This window comes from Sulfitobacter sp. S223 (assembly GCF_025143825.1).
Classification (GTDB): domain Bacteria; phylum Pseudomonadota; class Alphaproteobacteria; order Rhodobacterales; family Rhodobacteraceae; genus Sulfitobacter.
In genome coordinates this window covers 2,016,790-2,041,587 of the sequence record NZ_CP083560.1, presented here as the reverse complement: position 1 = coordinate 2,041,587, position 24,798 = coordinate 2,016,790, and the positions used below count along the sequence as shown (strand labels likewise).

The following is a 24,798-nucleotide window of genomic DNA, read 5'->3' as shown; positions in this document are numbered from 1 at the left end:
CTTATATATGGCCTTTTCGGCAAGATCACGTCATTCAGGAACAAATGAGTGAAATTGATCCATCCACGGCTGACATCCGCCGACAGACCCGCCGCTTCCGCCTGAAAAAGACGGTGGCGCTGGTGGGGATGATGGGCTCTGGCAAGACGGCGGTAGGGCGTGCCGTCGCGACTAAGCTTGGTGTGCCATTTCTGGACAGCGATCAAGAGATCGAGGCTGCCGCAAACCTTAGCGTACCAGAGATATTCCAGCGCGATGGCGAGGTATTCTTTCGCAAGCGCGAGACCGAAGTCATCAGCCGTCTGCTAGAGACGCAAAAAGGGATACTTTCGACAGGAGGAGGCGCGTTTCTGGCCGAGGTCAACCGTGAGAATATCGCGAAAAAGGGCGTGGCAGTCTGGCTTGATGCTCAGTTGGATCTGTTGTGGAACAGGGTGCGGCACAAAGACACCAGACCTCTGCTGCGGACAGCCAATCCGCGCGCCACGCTGGCCGAGATTTTTGCCGCCCGTACGCCGATTTATAAACAAGCCGATCTGCGGGTAGCCTGCGCCGAGGATCTATCAATCGACGCGATGGCCGAGCGGGTGATCACAACGCTGCTGACGCGGCCAGACGTATTGGAAAAACTTGATGGTTGAGCGTGTCCATGTGGCCCTGCCGGGCCGTGAATATGATGTTCAGATAGGTCCGGGATTGCTGGGGCAGGCGGGTAACTATATTGCGCCTTTGCTGCGCCGCCCGCGGGTCGCCGTCATCAGCGATGAAACCGTTGCAGGTTTGCATCTGGATACCCTGCGCGCGGGTCTTGCCTCTGAAGGCATCAGCATGGAATCGCTAAGCCTGCCGCCGGGAGAAAGCACCAAATGCTGGGCAGAGCTGACGCGTTGTATCGAATGGCTGCTTGATCAACAGGTCGAGCGGGGCGATATTGTGGTCGCTTTTGGCGGCGGTGTTATTGGCGATTTGGTTGGCTTTGCTGCTGCGATCTTGCGGCGCGGGGTGCGCTTTGTGCAAATCCCCACATCTCTGTTGGCGCAGGTCGACAGTTCGGTTGGGGGCAAGACGGGTATCAACACGCACCACGGCAAGAACCTTGTCGGTGCGTTTCACCAGCCCTCGCTTGTACTGGCCGACACGGCGGTTCTTGGCACGCTTGAGCCGCGTGATTTTCTTGCCGGTTATGGCGAAGTCGTCAAATACGGGCTGCTTGGCGATGCTGCGTTTTTTGACTGGCTCGAACAACAGGGGCCTGCGCTGGCGGATGGCGACGGGGCTGCGCGGGTCGAGGCCGTCCGCCATTCGGTCCAGATGAAAGCCGACATTGTCATGCGCGACGAGACAGAGCAGGGCGAGCGTGCGTTGCTAAATCTAGGGCATACCTTTGGTCACGCGTTGGAGGCAGCGACGGGGTATTCCAGCCGACTGCTGCACGGTGAGGGCGTGGCGATTGGCTGTGCGCTCGCATTTGAGCTGTCCGCGCGGATGGGGCTGTGTGCGCAAGAAGCGCCAAGCCGCGTGCGCGCGCATTTGCGCGACATGGGAATGAAAGTTGATCTGTCCGATATCGAGGGCGATCTGCCGGATGCTGACACGTTACTTGCCTTGATGGGGCAGGATAAGAAAGTGGTTGAGGGGCAGTTGCGGTTTATTCTCGCGCGCAGCATCGGAGAATCTTTCGTGACAGGCGATGTCGAAAAAGCGGATGTGTTAGCTGTCTTGTCGGATGCTTTGGCGCGCCGCTAATCCGTCGGGGGCCCAAGGTCGATATCCCAACGCTTACAGAACCAGATGAACAAGGGTGCTTCTACCACCGCTGCACTGAGCAGGGTGAATACCCACCATGGGACCGTTAGTATAAAAAGAGAAAACTCTGTTCCTGTGCCGTAGTAGACGGAACCGACAAGGATGAGCAGCGCAGCTGACAGAAGCAGATCAAGCCACATCAACCGTAACAGTGTCTTTGATCGCAGTCGCGGATATAGGTTCGTGTAGGCAAGGGCCATGAGAGCCCCTGCCAAGAGAAATACTTTGAGCTCGGGGCTCATCAGCATGATTTAAAAAGGGATTTCGTCGTCCAGGTCACGCCCGCCGCCGCCGGATGACTGGCCGCCACCGGAAGACTGTCCGCCGCCATAACCGCCGCCCTGATCATAGCCGCCTCCGCCGCCTTGGTCATAACCGCCACCACCTTGGTCGTAGCCACCGCCGCCGCCACCGCCGCCATCACGACCGTCAAGCATGGTCAGCGTGCCGCCGAACCCTTGCAGAACGACTTCAGTGGAGTAGCGATCAGCACCTGACTGGTCTTGCCATTTGCGGGTCTGCAACTGGCCTTCAATATATACCTTGGACCCCTTTTTCAGATACTGCTCGGCGATGCGGACCAAACCGTCATTAAAGATAGCAACGCTGTGCCATTCGGTCTTTTCGCGGCGTTCGCCTGTGTTCTTGTCTTTCCAGTTCTCGGAGGTCGCGATGCGCAGGTTGCACACTTTGCCGCCATTCTGGAAGCTGCGCACTTCGGGATCGCGCCCCAGATTGCCGATAAGGATGACTTTGTTTACTGAGCCGGCCATGTTGCTCTCCCTCTTGGTAATGCGTTCTTATTTGCGGTCGGTTCTGCCGAATCTGGCATCACCATATCAGGCACCTTTATAACGCGATCACAGGGCAGGGACACGGCCATTATCCTCCTGAAATCCCTTTTAGGGCATCAGCTCTGGTCATGGCGGTGGGGTTTGCTATAGTTGCGCGGCAGACGATACTGAGGGACTCGGGGCAATATGCGCATAGCCGTAGCAGCGATCATGGCAGGGATGCTTACCATAGGTGCGCCTGCATCGGCCGATATTTTCGCGTCCAAGAGCCGGAGCAAGCTTTTCTCAAGCCAGAAGAAGCTGCTCGATACGCGTGCGTCAAAGCAATACAACAACTCTGTTCGTCTTCAGCCGCCAAAGGTTGTCACCCCAACGAAATGGAATGATGGCAGTGGCGAAGCGGTCAAGAAATATCGCGGACGGTACAAGGGGCCATATCTGGCGCTGGCACGGGCCGCAGCGGTCCGGCACGGCATTCCACAAGATTTGTTCTTGCGCCTCGTGCATCAGGAAAGCCGGTGGAACCACAAGGCCGTCTCCCATGCCGGCGCGATTGGTCTGGCGCAGTTGATGCCGGGCACTGCGGCGCTTTTGCGTGTCGATCCGACCGTACCGTCTGAAAACCTTGATGGCGGCGCGCGCTATTTGCGCCAGCAGTATGAGGAATTCGGTTCCTGGCGGTTGGCGTTGGCGGCTTACAACGCGGGGCCGGGGGCTGTGAAAAAATACGGTGGTATTCCACCGTTTCGTGAAACAAAGAACTACGTGCGTATTATCTCCGGCAGCTGAGTCCTGCTGCTCTCAAAGATAACGTAGCGTGACCTAACGTAAGCCATTTTTCAAATGTGGCAGTGGTTAACCACAATCCCATAAAACCAAAGAGATTGTCTGGAATTGATGTCAATTCTCCGCCTTATTTCAGGGCAAGAACTCTCCGTTTCGCCTAATTCTAGCCCCAATACTCCGCGATACATGTCCTCGTAGCCAGTGAACACGAGAGTGAACGACATGAGCCAGGACATCTTTAATCAGCGGATCGCACGCATCAATAACCATCACGGTTATGGTCGCACGCAAATGGCCACTGGTGAAGGTGCCGCGACTTCGATGTTCAGTTCTCCGTCTGTTGGTAGAACCGAGCGCAAGGCAAGCCGCGGCATCAAACCATTGTTAATGGGGGCCGTGCTTGGCATGATCGCCGGTACAATTGCTGCGGGTCTTGAAAATCCCCAGATGCCTTGGGGTCCGGGCTTTGAATATAATGACGCGATCGTGCTTCCGACGCTCCTTGCGCTTTGTGCCGGTCCGGTAATGGCGATCGCAGCAAGCGTGATGCGGTCACGCTTTCCTTCCTTCTTCATGTTCGCGATTGCGTATTTTCCCTGCGTGATCACAGCAGCCATGCTGGACCTGCCACTGTTCTAATCAAGCGGTGCCGTCAGCGAACTTCCCCATCGGGTCGGCAAGGTTGAACAAGATAAGACACTGTCATCGATAGATAACTTGGAAGGCGGGACTGCTCCGTTCGTTCAAGTCGTCACGTAATTGGCTCAAAGTAGTCAATCAATTCCTGTTCCGGGTCACCCTTGTTGCAAAGGGATTTAGGGATTCAATTCAACCGACTGTTACGGTTGCGCTGTGTCAGGGCGCAATTGAACATCTGCCTTTTCTTACCATAATAGCAATCAGGCACAGGCCCACAGTAGACTTTAAGCGCCTATTTGCTCTCCATTTAATGAGGTTGACCGGCAAGTTACCTGCATCTGAGACAATTAATTACGCTCCGCCCATGGCGCACTGCTGCAGCTTTCACCGCCTCCTGATTCCCAGCAATTCACTGTATCGTCCGCTAAACCAGCGACCGCTCATTGCTTTAGACCTGATGGTAGAGCAGGGGCGCGAACGCGCCTATTCCGCCGCGACAGTTCCCATCTCGATTACTGGCTCCATGCCGTCAAACTCTTCCTGACTAAGATGGCATTTGATCTGGTGCGCATCCGCCAGTATCCGCATCGGGGGAATTTCCGTTTCGCACAGGTTGCCAGGCACTTTCGACTTCCACCCGCAGCGGGTCTGGAATGGGCACCCTGAAGGCGGATTCATGGCTGACGGAATATCACCTTCCAGCACGATATGCTTCTTCTTAACCTTGGTGTCGGCAATTGGTACCGCTGAAAGAAGTGCCTCGGTGTAGGGATGATAAGGGGGGGAAAAGACTTGGTCTGTCGTGCCCAATTCAACCACATGGCCAAGATACATCACCATCACACGGTCGCTCAGATAGCGGACAATGCTGAGATCATGAGAGATAAATAGCAGTGTCGTCTTTTGTTCACGCTGGATTTCCATCAGCAAATCGGTGACAGCGGCCTGCACAGACACATCCAGCGCCGAGACAGGCTCATCCGCGACAACAATCCGCGCATCACCGGCAAAGGCGCGCGCGATGCCAACCCGTTGCTTTTGCCCGCCAGAAAGCTGGCGAGGCATCCGCTTGGCGAACTCACGCGGAAGCTTAACCAGATCCAGTAGTTCCAGCATCCGCTGCCAACGCTCTTTCTCATTCTTGCCAATCTTGAAGATTTCAAGCGCCCGCACAATCTGGCGGCCCACCGACATTGAAGGGTTGAGCGTGTCAAACGGGTTCTGGAAGACCATCTGGATGTCCGCCACGTTTTGGGTCGTGCGTTTTTCAATGGGGACATCGCCGATGCTTTGATTATCCAGCATGATTGTCCCGTCAGTCGCCGTTTCCAGCCCCATCAAGACTTTGGCGAAGGTGGATTTACCACACCCTGATTCACCCACAATGGCCAGCGTTTCACTTTCGCGGGCCTCAAAGCTAAGCGTTTCATTGGCCTTCACGACCTTGGTGTTGCCGCCACCAAACATCGCATTTGCAGCGACCTGATAATACTTCTTGAGGTTGTCCATTTTGAGGACCACATCACCGATCTCGCCCTTTTTCTTGACCTCTGCAAGCTCGAGCGGCGCTTGCCAGTCGATTTCGTCATATCGCAAACAGCGCGTCGCGTGGCGCTCGTTTCCGGGCACGTCCTGCATCGGAATGTAGCCCTGATCACAGCGCCCCGCCTCAAAGTAGTCGCAGCGCGGGCCAAAGTTGCAGCCTTCGGGCCGCTCGTGGGGCAGTGGAAAGTTGCCGGGAATTGCAACAAGCGGGCGCGCGTTTTTGTCAGCGCCGGGCAGGGGGATCGAACGGAACAGGGCCTGCGTATAAGGGTGCTGCATTTCGTCGAAGACATCTTCGATTGAGCCCCGCTCGACCGCCTCGCCGGAGTACATCACACAGATACGGTCACAAGTCTCCAGGACCAGCCCGAGATTATGCGAGATGAAAAGCATCGAGGTGCCGTATTTCTTTCCCAGATCCTTGACCAGCTCCACAACTGCCGCTTCGACGGTCACGTCCAGCGCAGTTGTCGGCTCATCCAGGATCAGCAAAGAAGGTTCGCTCATCAGCGCCATGGCAATCACGATCCGCTGCTGTTGGCCACCGGACAGCTGGTGCGGATAGGCCTGTAAAATCCGCTTGGGGTCTGGCAACTTCACATCTGTCACCACCTGCAAGGCGCGGTCATAGGCATCCTTCTCTGACATGCCTGCGTGGATTATCGGGACTTCCATCAACTGCCGACCGATCTTCATCGCAGGGTTCAGCGATGCCATGGGTTCTTGATAGATCATCGCAATCTCAGAGCCGCGAATGTCACGCAACTCGGCATCGGACATTTCGCCCAGATCGCGTCCCTTGAACTTGATAGAGCCGCCGACGATCCGGCCATTCTTGCCCAGATCCTGCATTACCCCAAGTGCCACCGTGGATTTCCCGCAGCCACTTTCTCCCACAAGGCCGACGGCCTCTCCGGGCTTCACCGACACGGAAAAATCCATCACCGCCGGTATTTCGCGCAAACGGGTGAAGAACGAAATCGACAGCTTGTCGATCTCCAGAATGGGTCCATCATAATCAGTCTTTGGCATCTCGTATCTCCTCAATTGGAGGGCCATAAGCAAGGCAATTGCCTCTTTCTTTTGGCCGAAAATATCCCGGGGGTCCGGGGGCAGCGCCCCCGAAACGCTCTGCTCAACTCAGTCGCGCAAGCTTTCTTCGCGCAGCCCATCCGCCAACAGGTTCAGGCCCAGCACCAGTGTCAGCAACGACACAGCCGGGGCAATCGCCGCATGAGGATAGATAGACAACAAGCGTCGGCCCGCATTGATCGTGGTGCCCCAGTCAGGGCTTTCCGAAGCCAGCCCCAATCCGAAGAAACCCAAGGTCCCCAACAGGATGGTGGTATAGCCGATACGCAGGCAGAAATCGACAATCAGTGGCCCGCGTGCGTTCGGCAAGATTTCCCACAGCATGATGTACCACGGTCCTTCGCCACGTGTCTGTGCTGCCGCCACATAGTCGCGTGTTTTGATATCCAGCGCGAGGCCGCGCACGATCCGGAAAACCGTAGGGGCGTTCACAAACACAACGGAAACGAAAACCACCAGCAAGTTCGGATCAATGTCAAATCCGTCCAGAAAACCGGGCAGGCCCGGAATGGAGTAGGTAGGCGTTGCCACAACGGAGCCATCGGTGCTCACCAGTGACAGATACAGCCAAGCACCGAAGCCAAGCACAATAATCAACAGCGGCGTTCGCAGGCTGGGTTGAGTGTAGAAGCGTGAGTTCAGCAAGATTGCGAGGAACACCAACGGAAAGATGAAAAGCACCAGCGCCATGTAATTCGGGATACCCGTCAGAACGATCTCAGGCGTTACCAGTAGATAGAACAGCAAGATTACCGGAAAGGCGAGGATGAGGTTGGCCAGAAAGCTCAGGAAAGTATCAAGGCGGCCGCCGTAATAACCTGCCGGCAGTCCCAAGGTTATGCCGACCATGAAAGCAAAGAGTGTTGCAAACGGGGCGATCTTGACCACCACCCATGCGCCGTCGAACAATCGGCTAAACACATCGCGGGCCAGATTGTCACCGCCCAGCAGGAACCACTGATAATCACCTTCTTCGGCTCCTCTTAGAGGGGTGCCCGGTGCCTTGTTCTTCATACCCGACATCTGGCTAAGCGTGTCATGGGTTGTGACCATGTCCATCACGCCACCGAAGAAGCCGGCATAAACCCAGAACATCACCAGACCGAAGCCGATCATGCCGACCGTACTGTCGAACAATTTGCCGTAAAGGCCAAGCCTGCGTTTGAAGATGATCGAAATCGCGTATGTCGCGACCAGCGCGATCCAGACCGGCAAAAGCTGTTGGGACATACCGCCCACAATCCCTGCCGATGGCCCCATGAAAATGCCCAAGACGATGTATAGCAGCGCGACTGCGATGGTGGCCAGAAGCGCATATTGCACGACCATTCCCACCAGACCGGACAGTCCCTTGTCCGCTGACATTGTCCCGTCCGCATAAACCGCGCGGTTGCCGCCGGACGGCACAAGGCTCATCGCGATTTGAACGACCACTGCGATCACCAGCACCGCCACAGCAAGGGCGAGGAAAAGATTGAGCGGCGAAAGCGCTCCGGTCCAAGTTAGTTGTTCCATATCTTTGCCCTGCCTTATGAAATGCGAATGCGTGGATTGAGGAAGACATAGCCGATATCGGAGATCAGCTGCGTCAGCAGCACCACCACGACCGACACGACCGAGACTGCCAGCAACAGTTCGATGTCATTATTGCCCGCTGCCTGCACCAACACCCAACCGAAGCCCTTGTAGTTAAACAGGGTCTCTACAATCACGACCCCGTTCAAAAGCCAGGGGATTTGAAGCATGATGACGGTGAAGGGCGCGATCAGCGCGTTGCGCAGCGCGTGTTTCATCACAATATTGCGAAAGCTGACGCCCTTGAGACGCGCAGTGCGGATGTATTGTGCGGTCATCACCTCGGTCATCGAAGCCCGCGTCATGCGCGCAATATAGCCCATGCCGTACAGTGAAATCGTCAGGACCGGCAGAAAGAAATTTTCAAAGTTGGCGTTTTCCATCGCTGACGTGGCAGAGCCTTTGAACCACTTCAGCCCGAATGCCGACGAGGCAAAGACCGCGATAAAGATAACCCCTGACACATATTCCGGCGTCGCCGTGCTGATGATCGAGACGGTTGATAGGGAGCGGTCCATTTTGGACCCCTCACGCATTCCTGCCAGCACGCCGACGATCAGGGCCGAAGGCACCATCAGGACCAGCACCCAGAACATCAGCTTGCCGGTCAGGCCCAACCGTGTCGCAACAATGCTGCTCACGTCGTCTTTAAAGACAGTGGATGTTCCCCAATCCCCTTGTATGACCCCGCAAAAACTGCGGCGTTCTTCTTCCGGTGTTCCTTCGGTAAAGCAACGGCCAAAGGTTTTGCCTTCGGGTTTTTCGGTGACCCAACCCGGCGCAACGCCCAACCACTGCGCAAATTTAATCGGCAGAGGTTCCAGATAACCGCGATCGCCGAGATAAGAGCTTACGGCCTCGTCGCTCATGCGGAAGTTGCCTTGGGTTTTGGCAAGTTTTTCGAGGTTTGGATAGAGATTGGTCAGCCAGAACACGATGAACGTCAGGCAAAGCCCTGTCAGTATCATCACGCCCAGACGTCTGAGGATGAATAGTCCCATAAATTGTAGCCCCTGTCGTTGGCTGTAGGCAGGTTGATCCCGCCTGTTCTGTGTGGGCTGCCGCCCTTGGTTTTGGGATCAGGTCCTGAGATCGCACAGACTGCGTGACACAGCTGCGACAGACGTCTTGAACATTCCCCCGATCCGTTTGCCGGACCTTAGTTTTTCTAGAAGCGATACCCATGCGGACGCTCTTGTGGGGGTATGAGGCATTAAATGACTGCGCGCGTCAATGTCATCTAGAGACTAGAAATTAGAAAAATACGACATCGCGTGTCGGTATCGGGCTAGTGGTGGCCATTGAAGGGTCAGGCTTCGGCTTTGGCATTCTGTCTGGAAGGCACGGCCGGGCGTCCGGTTCTCTTTCCCGAATTGCCTGCGCGCAGCTGACTGGGCGAGCTTCCGGTGTGGTGTTGCATGAAGCGCGTAAAGTAGGCGGCACTGCCAAATCCGAGATGATGCGCGATATTGCGTGCGGGGTGCCGCGTGGTCTCCAGCAGGGTGCGGGCGGCGTGGATCACACGTTCTGTCAGCAAATCGGCCGCGGTTTTGCCGGTGGCCGCCTTCACGGTGCGCGTCAGGTGGGTAGGGGTCACGCCAAGCTCGCCCGCGTAGAACGCCATCGGGGCACCCGATGTGTAGTGTTGCGGGATCATCTGTGTGAACCTGCGCGTCAGCCGCTCACCGGCGGTGCTTTGGATCGGGACGTGTTCTTCCTGTGCTATCTGGCGTCGCAACCAGACAGACATCAGCGCCACATGGGCCTCAAGGGCATCTTGGGCCAGAGGCCGACCTTGGGATTGTTCGCGTTGTGCGGCTTCAATGATCGCGGCAAGTTCGGACTGGACGTGAACATCGCGGACCCGCAGGTGGCGCGGCAAATCGGGCAGGCGCAGGGGCGTCCCGTCAGGCACAATGATCGCCTGTCCCAACATCTGGGCACCAAGATCGATGGAGTACACCGACCCCGCCGGTACAAACACCGCGTTGTGCGGTCCGATCCCGCGCCGACGCCCGTCTAGCAGAATGCGCCCTTGGCCGCGTGTCACCCAAATAAGCGTGTGATGTGCCTGATCGTGCGCCAGCCCAAGTCGCCAACTATCTCCCCCAGCAAGCTGGGCAAGAGTGCGAATTTGAAGGCTGGTCTCACTCATTTACGGATCCAATGTTTGAAAACAGGCACTAACGACAACCTTAGCGGGAAATGTCCGCAGGAAAAGCCACAAAACTTCAATGCGCCGATTCTTGCTAAGACGGCAAGTGCAGCTTTTGCCATCCGCTCATTTTGCTACGGATCCACGTTCTTTGACGCTTGGCATATTGTCGCGTGGCGATAATGGCAGCGCTACGGGCCTCTTCCATCGTGCAGCTTCCGCGCAGATATGCGATCAGCTCCGGTACGCCAATAGCTTTGTGCGCGGGGAGGGTGGGATCGTAATGCGGCTCGATGGCGCGTACTTCGTCCAGCGCGCCCCCCGCGAGCATCGTATCGAACCGTTGTTCGATTCGCGCGGCCAGCCAGTCACGGTCCACATCCAGCGCAATGGCACTGCACTGGTCCAGCGGCAAAAGCGGCGCCGGCGTGTCAGCTTGCCACTGCGCCAAGCCGCGGCCTGTCGCCTCAAGCACTTCCCAAGCGCGCTGCACCCGAGCGCGGTTCGCCAGATCCAGCCCTGCCGCCGTGGCCGCATCCAGACCGGCAAGCAAGTCCTCCAGCGGCATTTCATCCGCCCGTGCCCGAACGTCCGTTGGCGTTAATGGGATTTCCGCCAGCCCTTCTGTCAGCGCCTGAAAATAGAGGCCGGTGCCGCCGACAATAATCGGGCGATGTCCTTCGGCAATGACTTCAGCCACTTCGCGTAGCCAATGACCTGTCGAATAGCGCACGGTTTCGGCCAGATGCCCATACAACCGGTGCGGCGCTTGCGCCTCTTCTTCGGGAGAGGGCCGTGCCGAGATCACACGCCAGCAAGCATAAACCTGGCTGGCATCGGCATTTACAACCACGCCACCACGTTTCGCTATGTCGAGGGCAAGCGCGGATTTCCCCGACGCAGTAGGTCCCGCAATAAGGACTGGCCGGTCCTCTGGGATTGACGCCAGCAGCTGCGCACGTGCATTCGATAACATTTCTTTGCTTCTCCTCACCGCGCCGCATTGAACCTTGTGCGTATTTGCGACATTTTACGCATGGGCGAAAGCCCGCTATTCCAACACGCCCTGAAAGGTTCCCCCCATGTCCGATACCTCGCAAGCTTCCTTTCAACGGGTTATGCTCAAAATCTCCGGCGAGGCGCTAATGGGGGATCAGGGCTTTGGCCTGCACCCGCCGACCGTCGAGCGTATCGCGCGTGAAGTGAAATCCGTTCATGATATGGGCGTCGAGATTTGCATGGTCATCGGCGGCGGCAACATTTTCCGTGGCTTGCAGGGCAGCGCACAAGGAATGGAGCGCACCACAGCAGATTATATGGGGATGCTGGCAACAGTGATGAACGCACTGGCGATGCAATCCTCGCTTGAGGGGCTGGGCATCCATACGCGCGTAATCTCTGCGATCACTATGAATGAAGTGGCCGAGCCGTATATCCGCCGCCGCGCCGTGCGCCACCTTGAGAAAAAGCGCGTCTGTATCTTTGCGGCTGGTACCGGCAACCCTTATTTCACAACCGATACCGCCGCGACCCTGCGCGCCAACGAGATGTCGTGCGAAGCGATTTTCAAAGGCACGAAGGTGGATGGTGTCTATGACAAAGACCCGGCCAAGCATGATGACGCCGTACGCTATGACACAGTCAGCTATGATGATGTGCTGCAAAAGCGTCTGGGCGTGATGGACGCCTCTGCCATCGCTCTGGCGCGTGACAACAACCTGCCGATTATCGTCTTCTCACTGGATGAGCCGGGCGGTTTCAAAGGCATCCTTGCGGGCGAGGGAACCTATACACGGGTACAGGGCTGAACCGCCGACGGGTGAAAGCTGTCTTTCCTTGTTACCTCCAATGCTCTAAACCCTGCTCCTAACCAGTGACACAGACGAAGGCCTTAATTCATGTCCGAAGACTTTATGCTAGACACCGACGATCTTGAGCGGCGGATGAAGGGGGCGATCGCGTCCCTGCGTACCGAATTTGCGTCCCTGCGCACAGGCCGTGCTTCGGCCTCCATGTTGGAGCCGGTGATGGTGGATGCATACGGCTCCATGACGCCAATCAACCAGGTTGGTACCGTCAACGTGCCAGAGCCGCGCATGGTCACGATCAATGTCTGGGACAAGGCGCTGGTCGGCAAGGTTGAAAAAGCCATCCGCGAAAGCGGTTTGGGCATCAATCCGCAGTTGAACGGCACCATCATCATGCTGCCGATCCCTGAGCTGAACGAAGAACGCCGTACGCAATTGACCAAAGTGGCTGGTGGTTATGCCGAAAATGCGCGCGTCAGCATCCGGAACATCCGCCGCGACGGGATGGACCAGATCAAGAAGGCCAAAGCGGACGGTATGTCCGAAGATGACCAGAAGATTTGGGAAGACGAAGTTCAGGAGCTGACGAACAAGCAGATCAAAGCGATTGATGACCAGCTTGAAACGAAGCAAGCCGAAATCATGCAGGTTTGATCGGATTTTGCCCCGATATGGGTGCGAAGCCGCTCGGCAGGCTTGCAAGACACATGAGCAGGCCCGACCTATGCGTGAGACACTATGATTAAGCGCAGCAAACCCGAACGCGAAGAACTGCCCGAGCAATCTCCGGGTGGTCCGCGACATGTTGCGATCATTATGGATGGCAACGGGCGGTGGGCCACCCAGCGCGGACGCCCGCGGTTGTTCGGGCATCACGCCGGTGCAAAGCGTGTGCGCGAAGTGGTCGAAGCCTGCACCGAAGTCGGCGTGGAATACCTGACCATTTTTGCCTTCTCGACAGAAAACTGGAAACGGACTCAGGTTGAAGTGGCCGGGCTGATGAGCCTTTTCCGCCGCTACATCAGCAAAGAAACCCGTTCGTTAAGCGAATTTGGCGTGCGCGTGCGCTTTATCGGGGATCGGGTGCGGCTGGACGATAAGCTGATCCGCCTTATGAACGACCTTGAGGAAGCGACCGCGCATAACACCCGCGTGCATCTGACGATTGCGCTGAACTATGGCGGCCGCGATGAGGTGGCGCGCGCCACCAAACGGCTGGCTCAAGACGTCGCCAGCGGTAAGCTTGATCCCGAAGCGATAGATGAAGAAACGCTGCCAAAGTATTTGGATACCTATGTTTTGCCAGATCCTGATCTGGTAATCCGGACCAGTGGCGAAGCACGGATTTCGAACTTTTTGCTGTGGCAATCAGCCTATGCGGAATATGAATTCATCGACACGCTGTGGCCTGATTTCACCCGTATGGAGTTTGCCCGCCTTTGTGCCGCTTACGGCGGACGAGACAGGCGCTTTGGCGGCGTCAAAACCTGAGGTTAACTATGAGCAGCACTGAAAAATGGTCTGATCTGGCAGCGCGCGTGATGTCGGCGGTTGCGATGGCGGTTGTCGCCGTGGCCGGGATATGGACGGGCGGATATGTTTTTCATGTCCTGGTGGCCCTGATCTGCGGCGTTATGGTTTGGGAAATGGTCGGGATGTTGCGTCCCGGTCAATCCCGCGCGCAACTGCTTCTTGGGGGGACCACGGGCGCTGCTGTCCTGCTGTCTGTCTATCTGCCTGTTGGCTTTGCACTGCCTTTGTTGCTTGCGCCCGCGCTTGTCGGTTTCGGTTATCTTGAACGGAACCGCACGATTTACATGACTTTCACGGTCATGATCCTGATGTCCGGCTTTGGTATGATCAAGGTGCGCGATGAAATGGGCGTGAACTGGATGCTCTGGCTGGTGCTGGTCGTGGTTGTCACCGATGTGGTTGGCTATTTCGCGGGCCGCGCATTTGGCGGGCCCAAGTTCTGGCCGGCGGTCAGCCCCAAGAAAACGTGGTCCGGTACGGCGGCCGGATGGATCGGCGCGGCGATTGTCGGACTGGTATTTTCTGCCAACACGGGCGTTGGATATCAGCTTATCGGTATTTCGATCGCGGTCTCCATGGCCTCGCAGATGGGGGACATCGCCGAAAGCGGGATGAAGCGGAAGATGGGCGTGAAAGACAGCTCGAATCTTATACCCGGCCACGGTGGTCTGATGGACCGCTTTGACGGGATGCTTGGCGCATCGGTGTTTTTGCTCATCATCGGGCAGGTTATCGGTTTCCCCCCCGGAGTGGGGTGATCCATGCGAAAAGTCAGTATATTTGGCGCGACCGGTTCCATCGGGCAGAACACAATTGACCTGATCAAACGTGCACCTGAGGAGTATGAGGTCGTTGCCCTGACAGGTGCGCGCAACATCGAACAACTTGCCGCGGACGCGCGGGCGCTAAATGCACAGATCGCGGTAACAGCGGATGACAGTCTGCTGGAAGATTTGCGTGCGGCTCTTAAAGGATCGGGGGTCATCGCCGCTGCTGGTGCAGACGCGATCCTAGAAGCGGCGCACCGGCCTGCGGACTGGATCATGTCTGCAATCGTTGGTGCTGCCGGCCTTGCGCCCGGCATGGCCGCTTTGGGCCAGGGCAGCACTCTCGCGCTGGCAAACAAGGAATCTCTGGTCTGTGCAGGCAAATTGCTGCTTGAAACGGGCAGGGCGCAAGGTGCGCAAATCCTGCCGGTGGATAGCGAACATTCTGCCGTTTTTCAGGCGCTGGTAGGTGAGGATATGAACGCGGTAGAGCGGATCATCATCACGGCCTCCGGCGGGGCATTCCGTGACTGGCCTATCGAAGACTTGTGTGACGCGACACTGGATCAGGCGTCTAGCCATCCGAATTGGGATATGGGCCAGCGGATCACCATAGATTCCGCGTCGATGTTCAATAAGGCGATGGAAGTTATTGAAACAAGAGAGTTCTTTGACGTAGCGCCAGAGCAGATCGAGGTACTTATTCACCCGCAAAGTATGATCCATGCGCTGGTCGGGTTTAATGACGGCGCGCTAATGGCGCATGTAGGGCCGCCCGATATGCGCCACGCCATCGGCTATGCGCTGCACCACCCCCAGCGCCGCCATATACCGGTTGAGCGTCTGGACCTTGCCGCCATTGGCAGTTTCGAATTCCGCGCGCCCGATGACGCGCGTTGGCCCGCGTTGCGCATCGCGCGCGAGGTCATGGCGCGCGGCGGTCTGGCCGGTGCGGTATTTAATGCCGCGAAAGAAACCGCGCTGGACGGATTTATCGCCGGACAGCTGAAATTCACCCAGATGTCGGACGTTGTGTCGCAGGTTTTGGACCGCATGGATGCACAAGGGGGCCACATTGATGCCACCATGACCCTTGATAACGTGCTCGAAACAGACCATCTGGCACGCAAGGCCGCACGGTTGGCTATAGAACAAAGAGCAGGGTAGAGCATTGGATATTACAACACTTGTTCCGCAATTCGGCGGTTTTGTCTGGACGATGGCAGCGTTTATCATCGCACTGTCGGTGATCGTCGCGATCCATGAATACGGCCATTACATCGTCGGGCGCTGGTGCGGGATCAAGGCGGACGTTTTCTCGCTCGGTTTTGGACCGGTGATATACTCTCGCCATGACAAGCATGGCACGCGCTGGCAGATCGCTGCGCTGCCTTTTGGCGGCTATGTTAAATTTGCGGGCGATTCCAACGCGGCATCTGGCAAGGACGAGGACGCAATGAACGAGGCAGCGGCAGATCCTGCTCGCCTGCGTTCCACGATGCACGGCGCGCCTCTCTGGGCGCGCGCGCTGACCGTCGCGGCAGGGCCGGTATTTAACTTTGCCCTGTCTATCATTGTGTTCGCCGGCATTTCTATGGCGCTCGGCAATGTGCGTGAACCACTGACAGTAGATGCCGTAAAACCTCTGCCAAATGCGGTTGAAGGTTTGGAGAAGGGGGATGTTTTGCAGGCCATCGCCGGTCTTGAGATACCTTCCAGCACCCAAACACCTGAATACCGCGCGTACATGGATGCGCTGCCGCTGGAGCCGGTTCTGGACTATACCGTCCTGCGCGACGGCGTCTCATTGACGGTGCCGGGCCCCTATCCACAGCCCGCCCTTGTGGGCAGCGTCGGACCAGAGACAGCAGCCCTTGAAGCAGGGTTGGCCAGCGGGGATGTGATCACCGGTGTAGACGGGGCGCCTGTTTTTGCCTTCCAACAGCTCAAGAATGCTGTTGAAAGCTCGGAAGGGCGTCCGTTGTTGCTGGACGTCTGGCGCGCAGGTGAAATTCTGCAATTCACGCTTGTTCCCAAATCTACTGATGAACCGCAGGACGATGGCGGTTTTGTGAATGTGCTGCGGATCGGGATTTCCAGTGACAGCGCGATTACTGCCGCGACAGAAACGCCGGGTCTGATCGAATCTGTACAAAGCGGTGTGGCGGGGACGTGGCGGATCATCAAAGGTTCGATCTCGGGCCTTTGGCACATGGTGACGGGCGCAATTAGCTCTTGCAACATGTCCGGCCCTGTCGGGATTGCAAAAGTATCTGGCGCGATGGCCAGTCAGGGCGCGATGAGCTTTATCAACTTTATTGCGGTGCTCAGCACAGCTGTTGGTCTGCTCAACCTATTCCCGATCCCCGCATTGGATGGGGGCCACCTGACGTTTTATGCTTATGAGGCTGTTCGCGGCAAACCGCCGAGTGATGGTGCGCTTCGGATCCTGATGAGCATCGGCCTGACAATGGTTCTGGGCCTGATGCTGTTTGCTTTGTTCAACGACATCTTCTGTCCGTAAGGCTCATTAAATATCCAAACAGATGGCGAAGCAGGGCGAATGCCTTGCTTTTGCCACATTTGCCCCCCGTGATCGCCACATTCCAACGCTAATCTCCGTGCATTAGCTGTTAAGCACTTAAGGAGTGATCCATGCAGACGTTGACGAGAGGCTACCGCGGCTTGAGTGTTCTCATGGACCTTAACTGGGATCGTGCCCTGTATTTACTGACGATTGCCGTTGCCTTGGGTGCGGGCGCCTTTGTGGGCAGCTTTCAGTAAAACGACCTAAACACTCCTACAACGGCATGAGGTCTGCGTATTACGCGGGCCTTTTTCGTTTGAAAAACGGTCCCTTGGTTTTGACAAGCTTGGTCCCTACAGGTACTCAAGGTTTAACGGTGTTTATAAAATTGGGTAATAACCATGAGCCTGGGGTCAAAGATACGCGCAAACAGCGCGTTCGAGCAGCAGAATTTTAAGCGGTCCGGCCTGAAAGGTCTGACTTTTTCATTACTTCTTTCAACAGCTTGGATAGCCCAAGCGCCGCAGGCGTTTGCGCAACAGTACCAATTCAATTCGGTCCAGATTAATGGCAACCAGCGAATTGGCGATAGTGCGATCCTGTCTCAGGCCGGAATCGCCCGCGGTCAGGCGGTAAGCGCGGGTGAGCTGAATGATGCCTTCCAGCGGCTGAATAACTCTGGCCTGTTCGAAAGTGTCGCTATTGCGCCGCAGGGCAACACGCTGGTTATCACCGTGGTCGAACTGCCGACGATCAACCGGATTTCCTTTGAAGGGAACCGCCGGATCAAGGATGACGCGCTTGAATCTGTGATCTCGTCCACCTCGCGGCGGGTGTTTAATCCGACCCAAGCCGAAAAAGACGCGAATGCCATTGCCGAGGCTTATTCGAACGATGGGCGCATCGCTGCGCGCGTTCAGGCAAAAGTCATCAAGCGGAACCAAAACCGTGTTGACCTGGTGTTTGAAATTTTTGAAGGCCAGAACGTTGAGATTGAGCGCCTGAGCTTTGTTGGTAACCGCAAATACTCAGACCGCCGCCTGCGCCGCGTGTTGGGAACCAAGCAGGCGGGCCTGTTCCGCCGTCTGGTGCGCCGCGACACATATGTTCAGGACCGCGTTGAATTCGACAAACAGGTTTTGCGCGATTTCTATTTCTCGCGTGGCTATGTTGATATGCGGGTCAACTCCGTAAACGCACAGCTCACCGAAGAGCGGGACGGCTATTTCCTTGGGTTTAACATTCAGGAAGGCCAGCAGTTTCAGTTTGGTCAGGTTTCGGTGACATCCGAACTCGCGAATGTAGATAGCGACGTTTATTCCGATCTGATTAAGATCAAGCCGGGCGTTATCTATTCTCCGACACTTGTTGAGGCTGACATCGCGCGACTGGAACGTCAGGCGATCCGCGACGGCGTAGACTTTATGCGCGTTGAGCCGCGCGTCAGCCGCAATGACCGCGATCTGACGCTGGATGTGGACTTTGTCCTGTCACGCGGGCCGCGTATCTTTGTCGAACGCATTGATATTGAGGGCAACACCACGACGCTTGACCGTGTTGTGCGCCGCCAGTTTGACAGCGTTGAAGGCGACCCGTTCAATCCTCGCGAAATCCGTCAGGCAGCCGAACGCATTCGTGCGCTAGGCTATTTCGAGACAGCCGAAGTGAATGCCCGTGAGGGGACTTCGCCAGAGCAGGTTGTGATCGACGTGAACGTCGAAGAAAAACCTACAGGGTCTTTGAACTTTGGTGCGTCTTTCTCGAACACCGATGGTCCTGGTATTGCGATCAGCTTTGCCGAACAGAACTTTTTGGGCCGTGGTCAAAAGCTCAACCTCATTGTCTCAACTGCCTCTGACGCGCGTCGCTATGGCCTGACCTTTGTGGAACCGGCCTTGCTGGGCCGTGACGTGAGCTTTGGTTTGAATCTGGACTATTCCGAAGAGAATTCCTCTTTCTCGACCTACGACAGCACGCGGTTGCTGTTCCGTCCCAGCCTGACGTTCCCCGTGTCTGAAAACGGGCGTTTGCAACTGCGCTATACTGCAGAGCAGTCCGAAGTGACCGAAAATGACGATGCCGAACAGGGCGCAATCATTCAGAATGACATCGATGCAGGATCGCTTCTGACCTCGTCTGTCGGGTACGAATATAGCTACGACACCCGTCGCACCGGATTGGACCCGAACGCAGGTGTTCTTTTCCGCTTTAGCCAGGACTTTGCAGGTCTGGGCGGTGATCAGAAATATGTGCGTACGGTCGCCAAGGTCATTGCAGAGAAGAAGTTCCTGAACGAAGAATTGACCATTCGCGGCACATTGGAAGGTGGCGCAATCGCTTGGAGCAGTGGTACGAACCGTGCGATTGACCGTTTCATCCTGACGCCAACGCAGCTGCGCGGGTTTGAACCGGGTGGTATTGGTCCGCGCGACGCGGCCTCTGACCAGAACGACACGCTGGGCGGCAACATGTATCTGGTTGGTCGGGTCGAGGCGGAATTCCCGCTGGGCCTGCCGGAAGAATACGGTATCCGTGGGGGTGTCTTCTATGATGTCGGCAACCTGTGGGATTTGTCTGATGTAAACCTTGGCGGTAACGCCGTGGACGGCGAAAGCGGATCGTTCCGTCATGTCATCGGGGTTTCCATCTACTGGGACACACCTGTGGGTCCGCTCCAGTTCAATATCTCCGATGCGATCCGCAAAGAAGATTACGACCGCGAGCAGAAGTTCGAAGTGACCCTCCAGACGCAATTCTGATCGGTGCGCCGCGCGCTACATTGTCTGGTGTTCGGGCTGGGGCTGCTGTTTGCAGTGCCGGCCTCCGCGCAGGTTTTGTCGATTGCCGAGACACCTGTTCTCACGATCGACAGTGAGCGGTTGTTCTTGAACAGTGATTTCGGAAAGCGCGTTGCGCGAGAAATCGAAGAGCAGGGCAATCAGCTTGCAACAGAGAACCGCCAGATCGAAGCAGAACTGGCGGAAGCCGAACAGGACCTCACGAACAAACGCAAGACGATGACGCCCGAAGCCTTCCGGCCCTTGGCCGATGCATTCGACACCCGCGTCCAGACCACCCGTCAGGCACAAGCGGCAAAGTCCCGCGCGCTGAACTCTCTTCTTGAGCAAGAGCGCGAAGTATTCCTGAACGCCGCCGGTCCGGTTTTGGAGGCCTTGATGCAAGAAGTGGGTGCCAGCGTTGTGCTGGAACGGCGCACCGTTTTTATCAGCGCCAACAGCACCGATATCACCGCCGCCGCGATTGCCCGTCTGAACGAGACATTGGGCGAAGGCGATACCAATACACCTGAACCCAAAGACTGAAACACCGCGCAGTCTTGCTCCGCGCTGGTGCAATTGCTAGCTGTGGGGCAAGAGACCCCGGAAGGAATACCCATGACCCAAGAACTTAAGCGTGCAGATATCCAGATCATCCAGCGCATCCTGCCGCACCGCTATCCCTTCCTGTTGGTGGATAAAGTCGAAGAAATCGACGACACGCAGTCGTCGGTTGGCTATAAGAATGTGACCATGAACGAGCCACATTTTCAGGGCCACTTCCCCGGAACACCGATTATGCCGGGCGTTACGATTGTAGAAGCCATGGCTCAGACGGCCGGCGTGATGATCGGTGTCGCACTGGACCAGTTGGACCGCGACATGCTGATTTACTTCATGTCCATTGATAACTGTAAATTCCGCCGCAAGGTCGTCCCCGGTGATGTTCTGCGCATGGACGTCAAGACGGTACGCGGCAAGCCCGGCGGCAAAATCTGGAAGTTCTCCGGTGTGGCCACCGTCGAGGGTGAAATGGCGGCTGAGGCCGAGTTTATGGCGATGCTGGATCTGCCCAAGGACGGTGCATAATGGCCATCCATCCCAGCGCCGTCATTGAAGAGGGCGCAAAGATTGATCCAAGCGCCACGGTCGGCCCGTTTTGTGTGGTCGGCCCTGAGGTAACGCTTGGCGCGGATGTGGTGCTGAAATCCCATGTCGTGATTAGCGGTCAAACCACTGTCGGCGAGGGAACTGTGATCTTCTCTTTCGCCGTGATTGGTGAAATCCCGCAGGACCTTAAATTCAAGGGTGAAACAACGCGGCTTGAGATTGGTGCGCGCAATCGTATCCGTGAGCATGTGACAATGAACTGTGGCACAGAAGGCGGGGGCGGTGTGACTGTGGTGGGCGATGACAACCTGTTCATGGCCGGCTGCCATATCGCGCATGACGCTATTGTGGGTAATAACGTTGTTGTCGTGAACAATGCGGCTGTCGCTGGCCACTGCGTGATTGAAGACAACGTGATCATCGGGGGGCTGTCAGGCATCCATCAATGGGTCCGGATCGGGCGCGGCGCGATCATTGGCGCTGTAACGATGGTGACGAATGATGTGATCCCGTATGGCTTGGTTCAGGCGCCGCGCGGCCATTTGGACGGGCTCAACCTTGTCGGGTTGAAACGCCGCGGCGTTGACCGGAGTGATATCACCGCCCTGCGTGCAGCCTTTCAGATGTTGGCACAGGGGGAGGGCACCTTCCATGATCGTGCAGAACGCTTGGGCGCCGAGACCAGCAGCGACTATGTCCGCGAGATTGTCGATTTCGTTCTGGCCGACAGCGGCCGCCATTTCCTGACACCAAAATGACGCTGGCGCTGGTTGCAGGACGCGGCGATTTGCCGGCATTGGTTGCGGCGGGGGCGCAGACCCCACCGCTGGTGTGCGGATATGAAGGCGTTCCCCTGAGCGGTTTGGAGGCAGAGCTGACGTTCCGCCTTGAGACGCTCGGCACGCTGCTGTTGGAGCTTGGCAACCGTGGCATCACCCAGGTTTGCTTTGCCGGCGCACTTGAGCGGCCCGCGCTTGATCCATCCAAGCTTGACGCTGAAACAGCGCCGCTGGTGCCCTTGTTCATGGAAGCGTTGAAATCCGGTGATGACGGCGCGCTGCGTGTGCTATTGGAGCTGTTCGAGAAGACCGGTTTCGAAGTGATCGGCGCACATGAGATTGCCCCTGATCTGTTGGCTCAAGGCGGCGTCTTTGGCAGTTACTGGCCCGATGCGCAGATGCGCAAGGACGCTGCGGTTGCCGCGGCGCACATCCTTGAGATGTCGCCACAGGACAAGGGGCAGGCCTGTGTTGCTGCCAACGGGCACATTGTCGCGATGGAAGATGCACGCGGGACTGATGCGATGCTTGGTGATGTAAATGACGCCAACGGGGGCATCCTGTTCAAAGGCCCCAAAGCAGGCCAGACTCGCAAGATTGATCTGCCAACCGTCGGGCCAGAGACGCTGCAAGCAGCCTCTGATGCCGGTCTGCGGGGCGTCATCGTGGACGCGGGCGATGTGATTGTTCTGCATCCAAGCGAATGTAAGACGCTGGCAGATTCCCTTGGCCTCGTGTTTTGGGCACGCACGGGCGAATGAGCGCTTTGCGCGTTTTCATCCTTGCTGGGGAGCCTTCGGGTGACAAACTGGGCGGCGCTTTGATGGCTGGCCTAAAGGAGCTGCGCCCCGATGTCGTGTTTGAAGGTATCGGCGGTGTTCAGATGCAGGCCGAAGGTCTGACCAGCCGTTTTGACATGAATGAATTGAGCGTGATGGGGCTGGCAGAGATCCTGCCCAAATACCTCCACCTCAAGAGACGCATTGCCCAAACCGCAGAAGCTGTGGTGGCGATGCAGCCGGACGTCCTGATTACGATCGACAGCCCTGATTTTTCATTGCGCGTTGCAAAGCTGGTTAAGGCGCGCAGTAATATTCGCACGGTCCATTATGTCGCTCCGACGGTTTGGGCATGGCGACCGGGCCGCGCCGCCAAAATGGCACGCCACATCGATCAGGTGCTTGCCCTGCTGCCGTTCGAGCCACCCTATATGGAAGCCGCAGGTATGCGGTGTGATTTTGTGGGGCATCCTGTGGTGGCCGAACCTGTCGCTGACACGGCAGATGCCGAATCCTTCCGCGCTGATAATGGATTGGGACAAGCGCCTGTTCTTCTGGTCTTGCCGGGATCACGACGATCCGAAGTTGCACGTCTTGGGGAACGTTTTTCAGATGCGGTGCAGCGGCTCAAGGCGCGGCATCCCGATCTGAAGATCGTTGTGCCAGCCGCAGCACCTGTGGCAGAGGCCGTGCTGGCGCTGACGGCTGATTGGCCCGATACGCTGGTGCTTGACCCGCGTGAGGGGGAGTATTCCGCCGCAATGGCCCAGAAACGCGCCGCTTTTCGCGCGGCCGATGTAGCGTTAGCTGCTTCTGGCACTGTCTCGCTTGAGCTTGCAGCGGCGGATACGCCCATGGTCATCGCCTATGACATGAGCCCGCTCAGCCGACTGATCATTGGTCGGATGTTATTGGTCGACACAGTTACATTGGTCAATCTGGTGTCTGACACGCGCGTGGTACCCGAATTTATCGGAAAATCATGCACACCAAAGGCGATTGCTGACGGGGTCAGCGCGGTGCTGGATGCGCCCGACGCGCAACGCAGTGCGATGGCGATCACGATGCAACGGTTGGGCAAAGGGGGCGAGGCCCCCGGTTTGAGGGCCGCGCGCGCTGTCCTGGACGGGATCTCGCGGGATTAGCCGCGGTGAATCCAGCCGCCGCCAAAGATGCGGCTACTGTCGGGATCGTAGAAAACACACGCCTGACCGGGGCTGATGCCTTCTTCCGCTGTGACCAGTTCAACTTCGGCAGTCGTATCTGACAAGGGCCGCAAAATCGCTTCGGTCGGCGGACGGGTGGAGCGGACCCGAACAGCCACATGCCATTCCTCGCGGGATGAGAATGGCTCATCCCCTAGCCAGTTGATCTCTTTCACAGGTACGGTGCGGGTCGCCAGCATGTGTTTCGGGCCCACCACAACCTCTTTGCGGTCCGGATCAAGGCGAACAACATAAAGCGGATCAGCAAGCCCACCGATGCCAAGGCCGCGACGCTGGCCGATCGTGTAATTGATCACGCCATCATGGTGTGCCAGCACAGTCCCTTCGGTGTCTACGATGTCGCCCGGTGCAGCAGCTTCGGGCCGCAACTTTCTGATAACAGATGCATAATCCCCATCGGGGACAAAGCAGATGTCCATGCTGTCAGGCTTGTTCGCCACCCGTAGGCCGTATTTTTCCGCAAGCTGGCGGGTCGCGTCCTTGGACGGCAAATGGCCCAACGGAAAGCGCAAGTAATCCAGCTGCTCGGGCGTGGTCGAGAACAAGAAATAGCTTTGATCGCGGTTTGCATCAGCCGCCGCATGAAGCTCTGGCCCATTCTCACCAACCATCCGCTGAATATAGTGACCTGTGGCCATGCAATCGGCCTCCAGATCCTTGGCGGTCTCAAGCAGGTCTTTGAACTTCACCCGTTCATTGCACCGGATGCAGGGTACCGGCGTTGCACCACCCAGATAGCTGTCCGCAAATTCATCTATCACGGCGTCTTTGAACACGTTTTCATAATCCAGCACATAATGCGGAAAGCCCATGTCTTCGGCCACGCGCCGCGCATCGTGGATATCAATCCCCGCACAGCAGGCGCCCTTTTTCGCCAGTGCAGCGCCGTGGTCATAAAGCTGGAGCGTTACGCCGACAACGTCATAGCCTTCTTCGGCCAGCATCGCCGCAACAACAGAGCTGTCCACACCACCAGACATGGCGACCACGACACGTGTGTCGGCAGGGGCTTTGGCAAAACCAAGCGAATTCAGCGGCGGGGTGCGGTCAAGTGGCATAGGGCCTCGGCAATTTGGGGTGGCTTTGATGTGGAATATAGG

25 protein-coding genes are annotated in these 24,798 nt (G+C 57.0%); 17 read left to right on the top strand and 8 right to left on the bottom strand.

Going from position 1 to position 24,798, the window contains the following annotated elements:
* Window positions 1–44: 44 nt before the first annotated feature.
* Together K3757_RS09820 and aroB are read left to right on the top strand one after the other, a co-directional pair.
* Complete coding sequence (locus K3757_RS09820; protein WP_259995159.1) at window positions 45–641, top strand: shikimate kinase; 597 nt, start codon at window positions 45–47, stop codon at window positions 639–641.
* Window positions 634–1,746, top strand: coding sequence for a 3-dehydroquinate synthase (gene aroB / locus K3757_RS09815; RefSeq protein ID WP_259995157.1), 1,113 nt, complete (start codon window positions 634–636; stop codon window positions 1,744–1,746). The genes K3757_RS09820 and aroB overlap by 8 nt, the downstream gene beginning before the upstream one ends.
* Here aroB and K3757_RS09810 read toward each other — a convergent pair.
* Both K3757_RS09810 and K3757_RS09805 read right to left on the bottom strand, forming a co-directional pair.
* On the bottom strand, window positions 1,743–2,006 hold the full coding sequence (locus K3757_RS09810) for a hypothetical protein (RefSeq protein ID WP_259995155.1): 264 nt from the start codon (window positions 2,004–2,006) through the stop codon (window positions 1,743–1,745). The genes aroB and K3757_RS09810 overlap by 4 nt on opposite strands.
* 51 nt (window positions 2,007–2,057) lie before the next feature.
* Window positions 2,058–2,579, bottom strand: coding sequence for a single-stranded DNA-binding protein (locus K3757_RS09805; RefSeq protein ID WP_259995152.1), 522 nt, complete (start codon window positions 2,577–2,579; stop codon window positions 2,058–2,060).
* A gap of 207 nt (window positions 2,580–2,786) precedes the next feature.
* On the opposite strand from K3757_RS09805, the gene K3757_RS09800 reads away from it, so the two are divergent.
* Window positions 2,787–3,389, top strand: coding sequence for a lytic transglycosylase domain-containing protein (locus K3757_RS09800; protein WP_259995150.1), 603 nt, complete (start codon window positions 2,787–2,789; stop codon window positions 3,387–3,389).
* Window positions 3,390–3,608: 219 nt separating this feature from the next.
* Window positions 3,609–4,025: a hypothetical protein gene (locus tag K3757_RS09795; RefSeq protein WP_259995148.1), complete on the top strand. Its 417-nt coding sequence runs from the start codon at window positions 3,609–3,611 to the stop codon at window positions 4,023–4,025.
* Between the two features lie 483 nt (window positions 4,026–4,508).
* Here K3757_RS09795 and K3757_RS09790 read toward each other — a convergent pair whose 3' ends face one another.
* From K3757_RS09790 to miaA, 5 genes are all read right to left on the bottom strand, one after another.
* Window positions 4,509–6,602: an ABC transporter ATP-binding protein gene (locus tag K3757_RS09790; RefSeq protein ID WP_259995146.1), complete on the bottom strand. Its 2,094-nt coding sequence runs from the start codon at window positions 6,600–6,602 to the stop codon at window positions 4,509–4,511.
* Between the two features lie 108 nt (window positions 6,603–6,710).
* A complete protein-coding gene (locus tag K3757_RS09785; protein ID WP_259995144.1) occupies window positions 6,711–8,177 on the bottom strand; it encodes an ABC transporter permease in 1,467 nt (488 codons plus the stop codon).
* 14 nt (window positions 8,178–8,191) lie between these two features.
* Window positions 8,192–9,238 (bottom strand): ABC transporter permease, encoded by a 1,047-nt coding sequence (locus tag K3757_RS09780; RefSeq protein ID WP_259995143.1) that lies wholly within the window; start codon window positions 9,236–9,238, stop codon window positions 8,192–8,194.
* Window positions 9,239–9,546: 308 nt separating this feature from the next.
* Window positions 9,547–10,392, bottom strand: coding sequence for an AraC family transcriptional regulator (locus K3757_RS09775; RefSeq protein WP_259995142.1), 846 nt, complete (start codon window positions 10,390–10,392; stop codon window positions 9,547–9,549).
* A gap of 94 nt (window positions 10,393–10,486) precedes the next feature.
* Window positions 10,487–11,368: a tRNA (adenosine(37)-N6)-dimethylallyltransferase MiaA gene (gene miaA, locus K3757_RS09770; protein WP_259995133.1), complete on the bottom strand. Its 882-nt coding sequence runs from the start codon at window positions 11,366–11,368 to the stop codon at window positions 10,487–10,489.
* Between the two features lie 106 nt (window positions 11,369–11,474).
* Here miaA and pyrH point away from each other — a divergent pair, with 106 nt between their 5' ends.
* From pyrH to lpxB, 13 genes are all read left to right on the top strand, one after another.
* Window positions 11,475–12,200 (top strand): UMP kinase, encoded by a 726-nt coding sequence (pyrH, locus tag K3757_RS09765; protein WP_259995131.1) that lies wholly within the window; start codon window positions 11,475–11,477, stop codon window positions 12,198–12,200.
* 90 nt (window positions 12,201–12,290) lie between these two features.
* Window positions 12,291–12,854 (top strand): ribosome recycling factor, encoded by a 564-nt coding sequence (gene frr, locus K3757_RS09760; RefSeq protein WP_259995129.1) that lies wholly within the window; start codon window positions 12,291–12,293, stop codon window positions 12,852–12,854.
* Window positions 12,855–12,938: 84 nt separating this feature from the next.
* On the top strand, window positions 12,939–13,691 hold the full coding sequence (locus K3757_RS09755) for an isoprenyl transferase (protein WP_259995127.1): 753 nt from the start codon (window positions 12,939–12,941) through the stop codon (window positions 13,689–13,691).
* 8 nt (window positions 13,692–13,699) lie between these two features.
* A complete protein-coding gene (locus K3757_RS09750; protein WP_259995125.1) occupies window positions 13,700–14,491 on the top strand; it encodes a phosphatidate cytidylyltransferase in 792 nt (263 codons plus the stop codon).
* A gap of 3 nt (window positions 14,492–14,494) precedes the next feature.
* Entirely contained in the window at window positions 14,495–15,667 is a 1,173-nt protein-coding gene (gene dxr / locus K3757_RS09745; RefSeq protein WP_259995123.1) for a 1-deoxy-D-xylulose-5-phosphate reductoisomerase, read from the top strand.
* Window positions 15,668–15,671: 4 nt separating this feature from the next.
* Window positions 15,672–17,024: an RIP metalloprotease RseP gene (rseP, locus tag K3757_RS09740; RefSeq protein ID WP_259995121.1), complete on the top strand. Its 1,353-nt coding sequence runs from the start codon at window positions 15,672–15,674 to the stop codon at window positions 17,022–17,024.
* A gap of 131 nt (window positions 17,025–17,155) precedes the next feature.
* A complete protein-coding gene (locus tag K3757_RS09735) occupies window positions 17,156–17,284 on the top strand; it encodes a hypothetical protein (protein WP_259995119.1) in 129 nt (42 codons plus the stop codon).
* Window positions 17,285–17,428: 144 nt separating this feature from the next.
* Entirely contained in the window at window positions 17,429–19,786 is a 2,358-nt protein-coding gene (gene bamA, locus K3757_RS09730; protein WP_259995116.1) for an outer membrane protein assembly factor BamA, read from the top strand.
* A gap of 3 nt (window positions 19,787–19,789) precedes the next feature.
* Entirely contained in the window at window positions 19,790–20,350 is a 561-nt protein-coding gene (locus K3757_RS09725) for an OmpH family outer membrane protein (RefSeq protein WP_259995114.1), read from the top strand.
* A 72-nt stretch (window positions 20,351–20,422) separates the two neighbouring features.
* Window positions 20,423–20,893, top strand: coding sequence for a 3-hydroxyacyl-ACP dehydratase FabZ (gene fabZ / locus K3757_RS09720; RefSeq protein ID WP_259995112.1), 471 nt, complete (start codon window positions 20,423–20,425; stop codon window positions 20,891–20,893).
* A complete protein-coding gene (gene lpxA, locus K3757_RS09715; RefSeq protein WP_409202543.1) occupies window positions 20,893–21,672 on the top strand; it encodes an acyl-ACP--UDP-N-acetylglucosamine O-acyltransferase in 780 nt (259 codons plus the stop codon). Before fabZ ends, lpxA begins: the two co-directional genes overlap by 1 nt.
* Window positions 21,669–22,454: an LpxI family protein gene (locus tag K3757_RS09710; protein WP_259995110.1), complete on the top strand. Its 786-nt coding sequence runs from the start codon at window positions 21,669–21,671 to the stop codon at window positions 22,452–22,454. Before lpxA ends, K3757_RS09710 begins: the two co-directional genes overlap by 4 nt.
* 5 nt (window positions 22,455–22,459) lie before the next feature.
* Window positions 22,460–23,617: a lipid-A-disaccharide synthase gene (gene lpxB / locus K3757_RS09705; RefSeq protein WP_409202584.1), complete on the top strand. Its 1,158-nt coding sequence runs from the start codon at window positions 22,460–22,462 to the stop codon at window positions 23,615–23,617.
* Here the strand turns inward: lpxB and mnmA are convergent.
* On the bottom strand, window positions 23,614–24,756 hold the full coding sequence (gene mnmA, locus K3757_RS09700; RefSeq protein ID WP_259995106.1) for a tRNA 2-thiouridine(34) synthase MnmA: 1,143 nt from the start codon (window positions 24,754–24,756) through the stop codon (window positions 23,614–23,616). The two genes, lpxB and mnmA, sit on opposite strands and share 4 nt — an antisense overlap.
* Window positions 24,757–24,798: the final 42 nt, after the last annotated feature.

Excerpts from the sequence above, each read along its gene's own strand:
- K3757_RS09820 (WP_259995159.1), top strand. The coding sequence starts at position 45 with ATGAGTGAAATTGATCCATCCACGGCTGACATCCGCCGACAGACCCGC.
- aroB (WP_259995157.1), top strand. The coding sequence starts at position 634 with ATGGTTGAGCGTGTCCATGTGGCCCTGCCGGGCCGTGAATATGATGTT.
- K3757_RS09810 (WP_259995155.1), bottom strand. The coding sequence starts at position 2,006 with ATGGCCCTTGCCTACACGAACCTATATCCGCGACTGCGATCAAAGACA.
- K3757_RS09805 (WP_259995152.1), bottom strand. The coding sequence starts at position 2,579 with ATGGCCGGCTCAGTAAACAAAGTCATCCTTATCGGCAATCTGGGGCGC.
- K3757_RS09800 (WP_259995150.1), top strand. The coding sequence starts at position 2,787 with ATGCGCATAGCCGTAGCAGCGATCATGGCAGGGATGCTTACCATAGGT.
- K3757_RS09795 (WP_259995148.1), top strand. The coding sequence starts at position 3,609 with ATGAGCCAGGACATCTTTAATCAGCGGATCGCACGCATCAATAACCAT.
- K3757_RS09790 (WP_259995146.1), bottom strand. The coding sequence starts at position 6,602 with ATGCCAAAGACTGATTATGATGGACCCATTCTGGAGATCGACAAGCTG.
- K3757_RS09785 (WP_259995144.1), bottom strand. The coding sequence starts at position 8,177 with ATGGAACAACTAACTTGGACCGGAGCGCTTTCGCCGCTCAATCTTTTC.
- K3757_RS09780 (WP_259995143.1), bottom strand. The coding sequence starts at position 9,238 with ATGGGACTATTCATCCTCAGACGTCTGGGCGTGATGATACTGACAGGG.
- K3757_RS09775 (WP_259995142.1), bottom strand. The coding sequence starts at position 10,392 with ATGAGTGAGACCAGCCTTCAAATTCGCACTCTTGCCCAGCTTGCTGGG.
- miaA (WP_259995133.1), bottom strand. The coding sequence starts at position 11,368 with ATGTTATCGAATGCACGTGCGCAGCTGCTGGCGTCAATCCCAGAGGAC.
- pyrH (WP_259995131.1), top strand. The coding sequence starts at position 11,475 with ATGTCCGATACCTCGCAAGCTTCCTTTCAACGGGTTATGCTCAAAATC.
- frr (WP_259995129.1), top strand. The coding sequence starts at position 12,291 with ATGTCCGAAGACTTTATGCTAGACACCGACGATCTTGAGCGGCGGATG.
- K3757_RS09755 (WP_259995127.1), top strand. The coding sequence starts at position 12,939 with ATGATTAAGCGCAGCAAACCCGAACGCGAAGAACTGCCCGAGCAATCT.
- K3757_RS09750 (WP_259995125.1), top strand. The coding sequence starts at position 13,700 with ATGAGCAGCACTGAAAAATGGTCTGATCTGGCAGCGCGCGTGATGTCG.
- dxr (WP_259995123.1), top strand. The coding sequence starts at position 14,495 with ATGCGAAAAGTCAGTATATTTGGCGCGACCGGTTCCATCGGGCAGAAC.
- K3757_RS09735 (WP_259995119.1), top strand. The coding sequence starts at position 17,156 with ATGCAGACGTTGACGAGAGGCTACCGCGGCTTGAGTGTTCTCATGGAC.
- bamA (WP_259995116.1), top strand. The coding sequence starts at position 17,429 with ATGAGCCTGGGGTCAAAGATACGCGCAAACAGCGCGTTCGAGCAGCAG.
- fabZ (WP_259995112.1), top strand. The coding sequence starts at position 20,423 with ATGACCCAAGAACTTAAGCGTGCAGATATCCAGATCATCCAGCGCATC.
- lpxA (WP_409202543.1), top strand. The coding sequence starts at position 20,893 with ATGGCCATCCATCCCAGCGCCGTCATTGAAGAGGGCGCAAAGATTGAT.
- K3757_RS09710 (WP_259995110.1), top strand. The coding sequence starts at position 21,669 with ATGACGCTGGCGCTGGTTGCAGGACGCGGCGATTTGCCGGCATTGGTT.
- mnmA (WP_259995106.1), bottom strand. The coding sequence starts at position 24,756 with ATGCCACTTGACCGCACCCCGCCGCTGAATTCGCTTGGTTTTGCCAAA.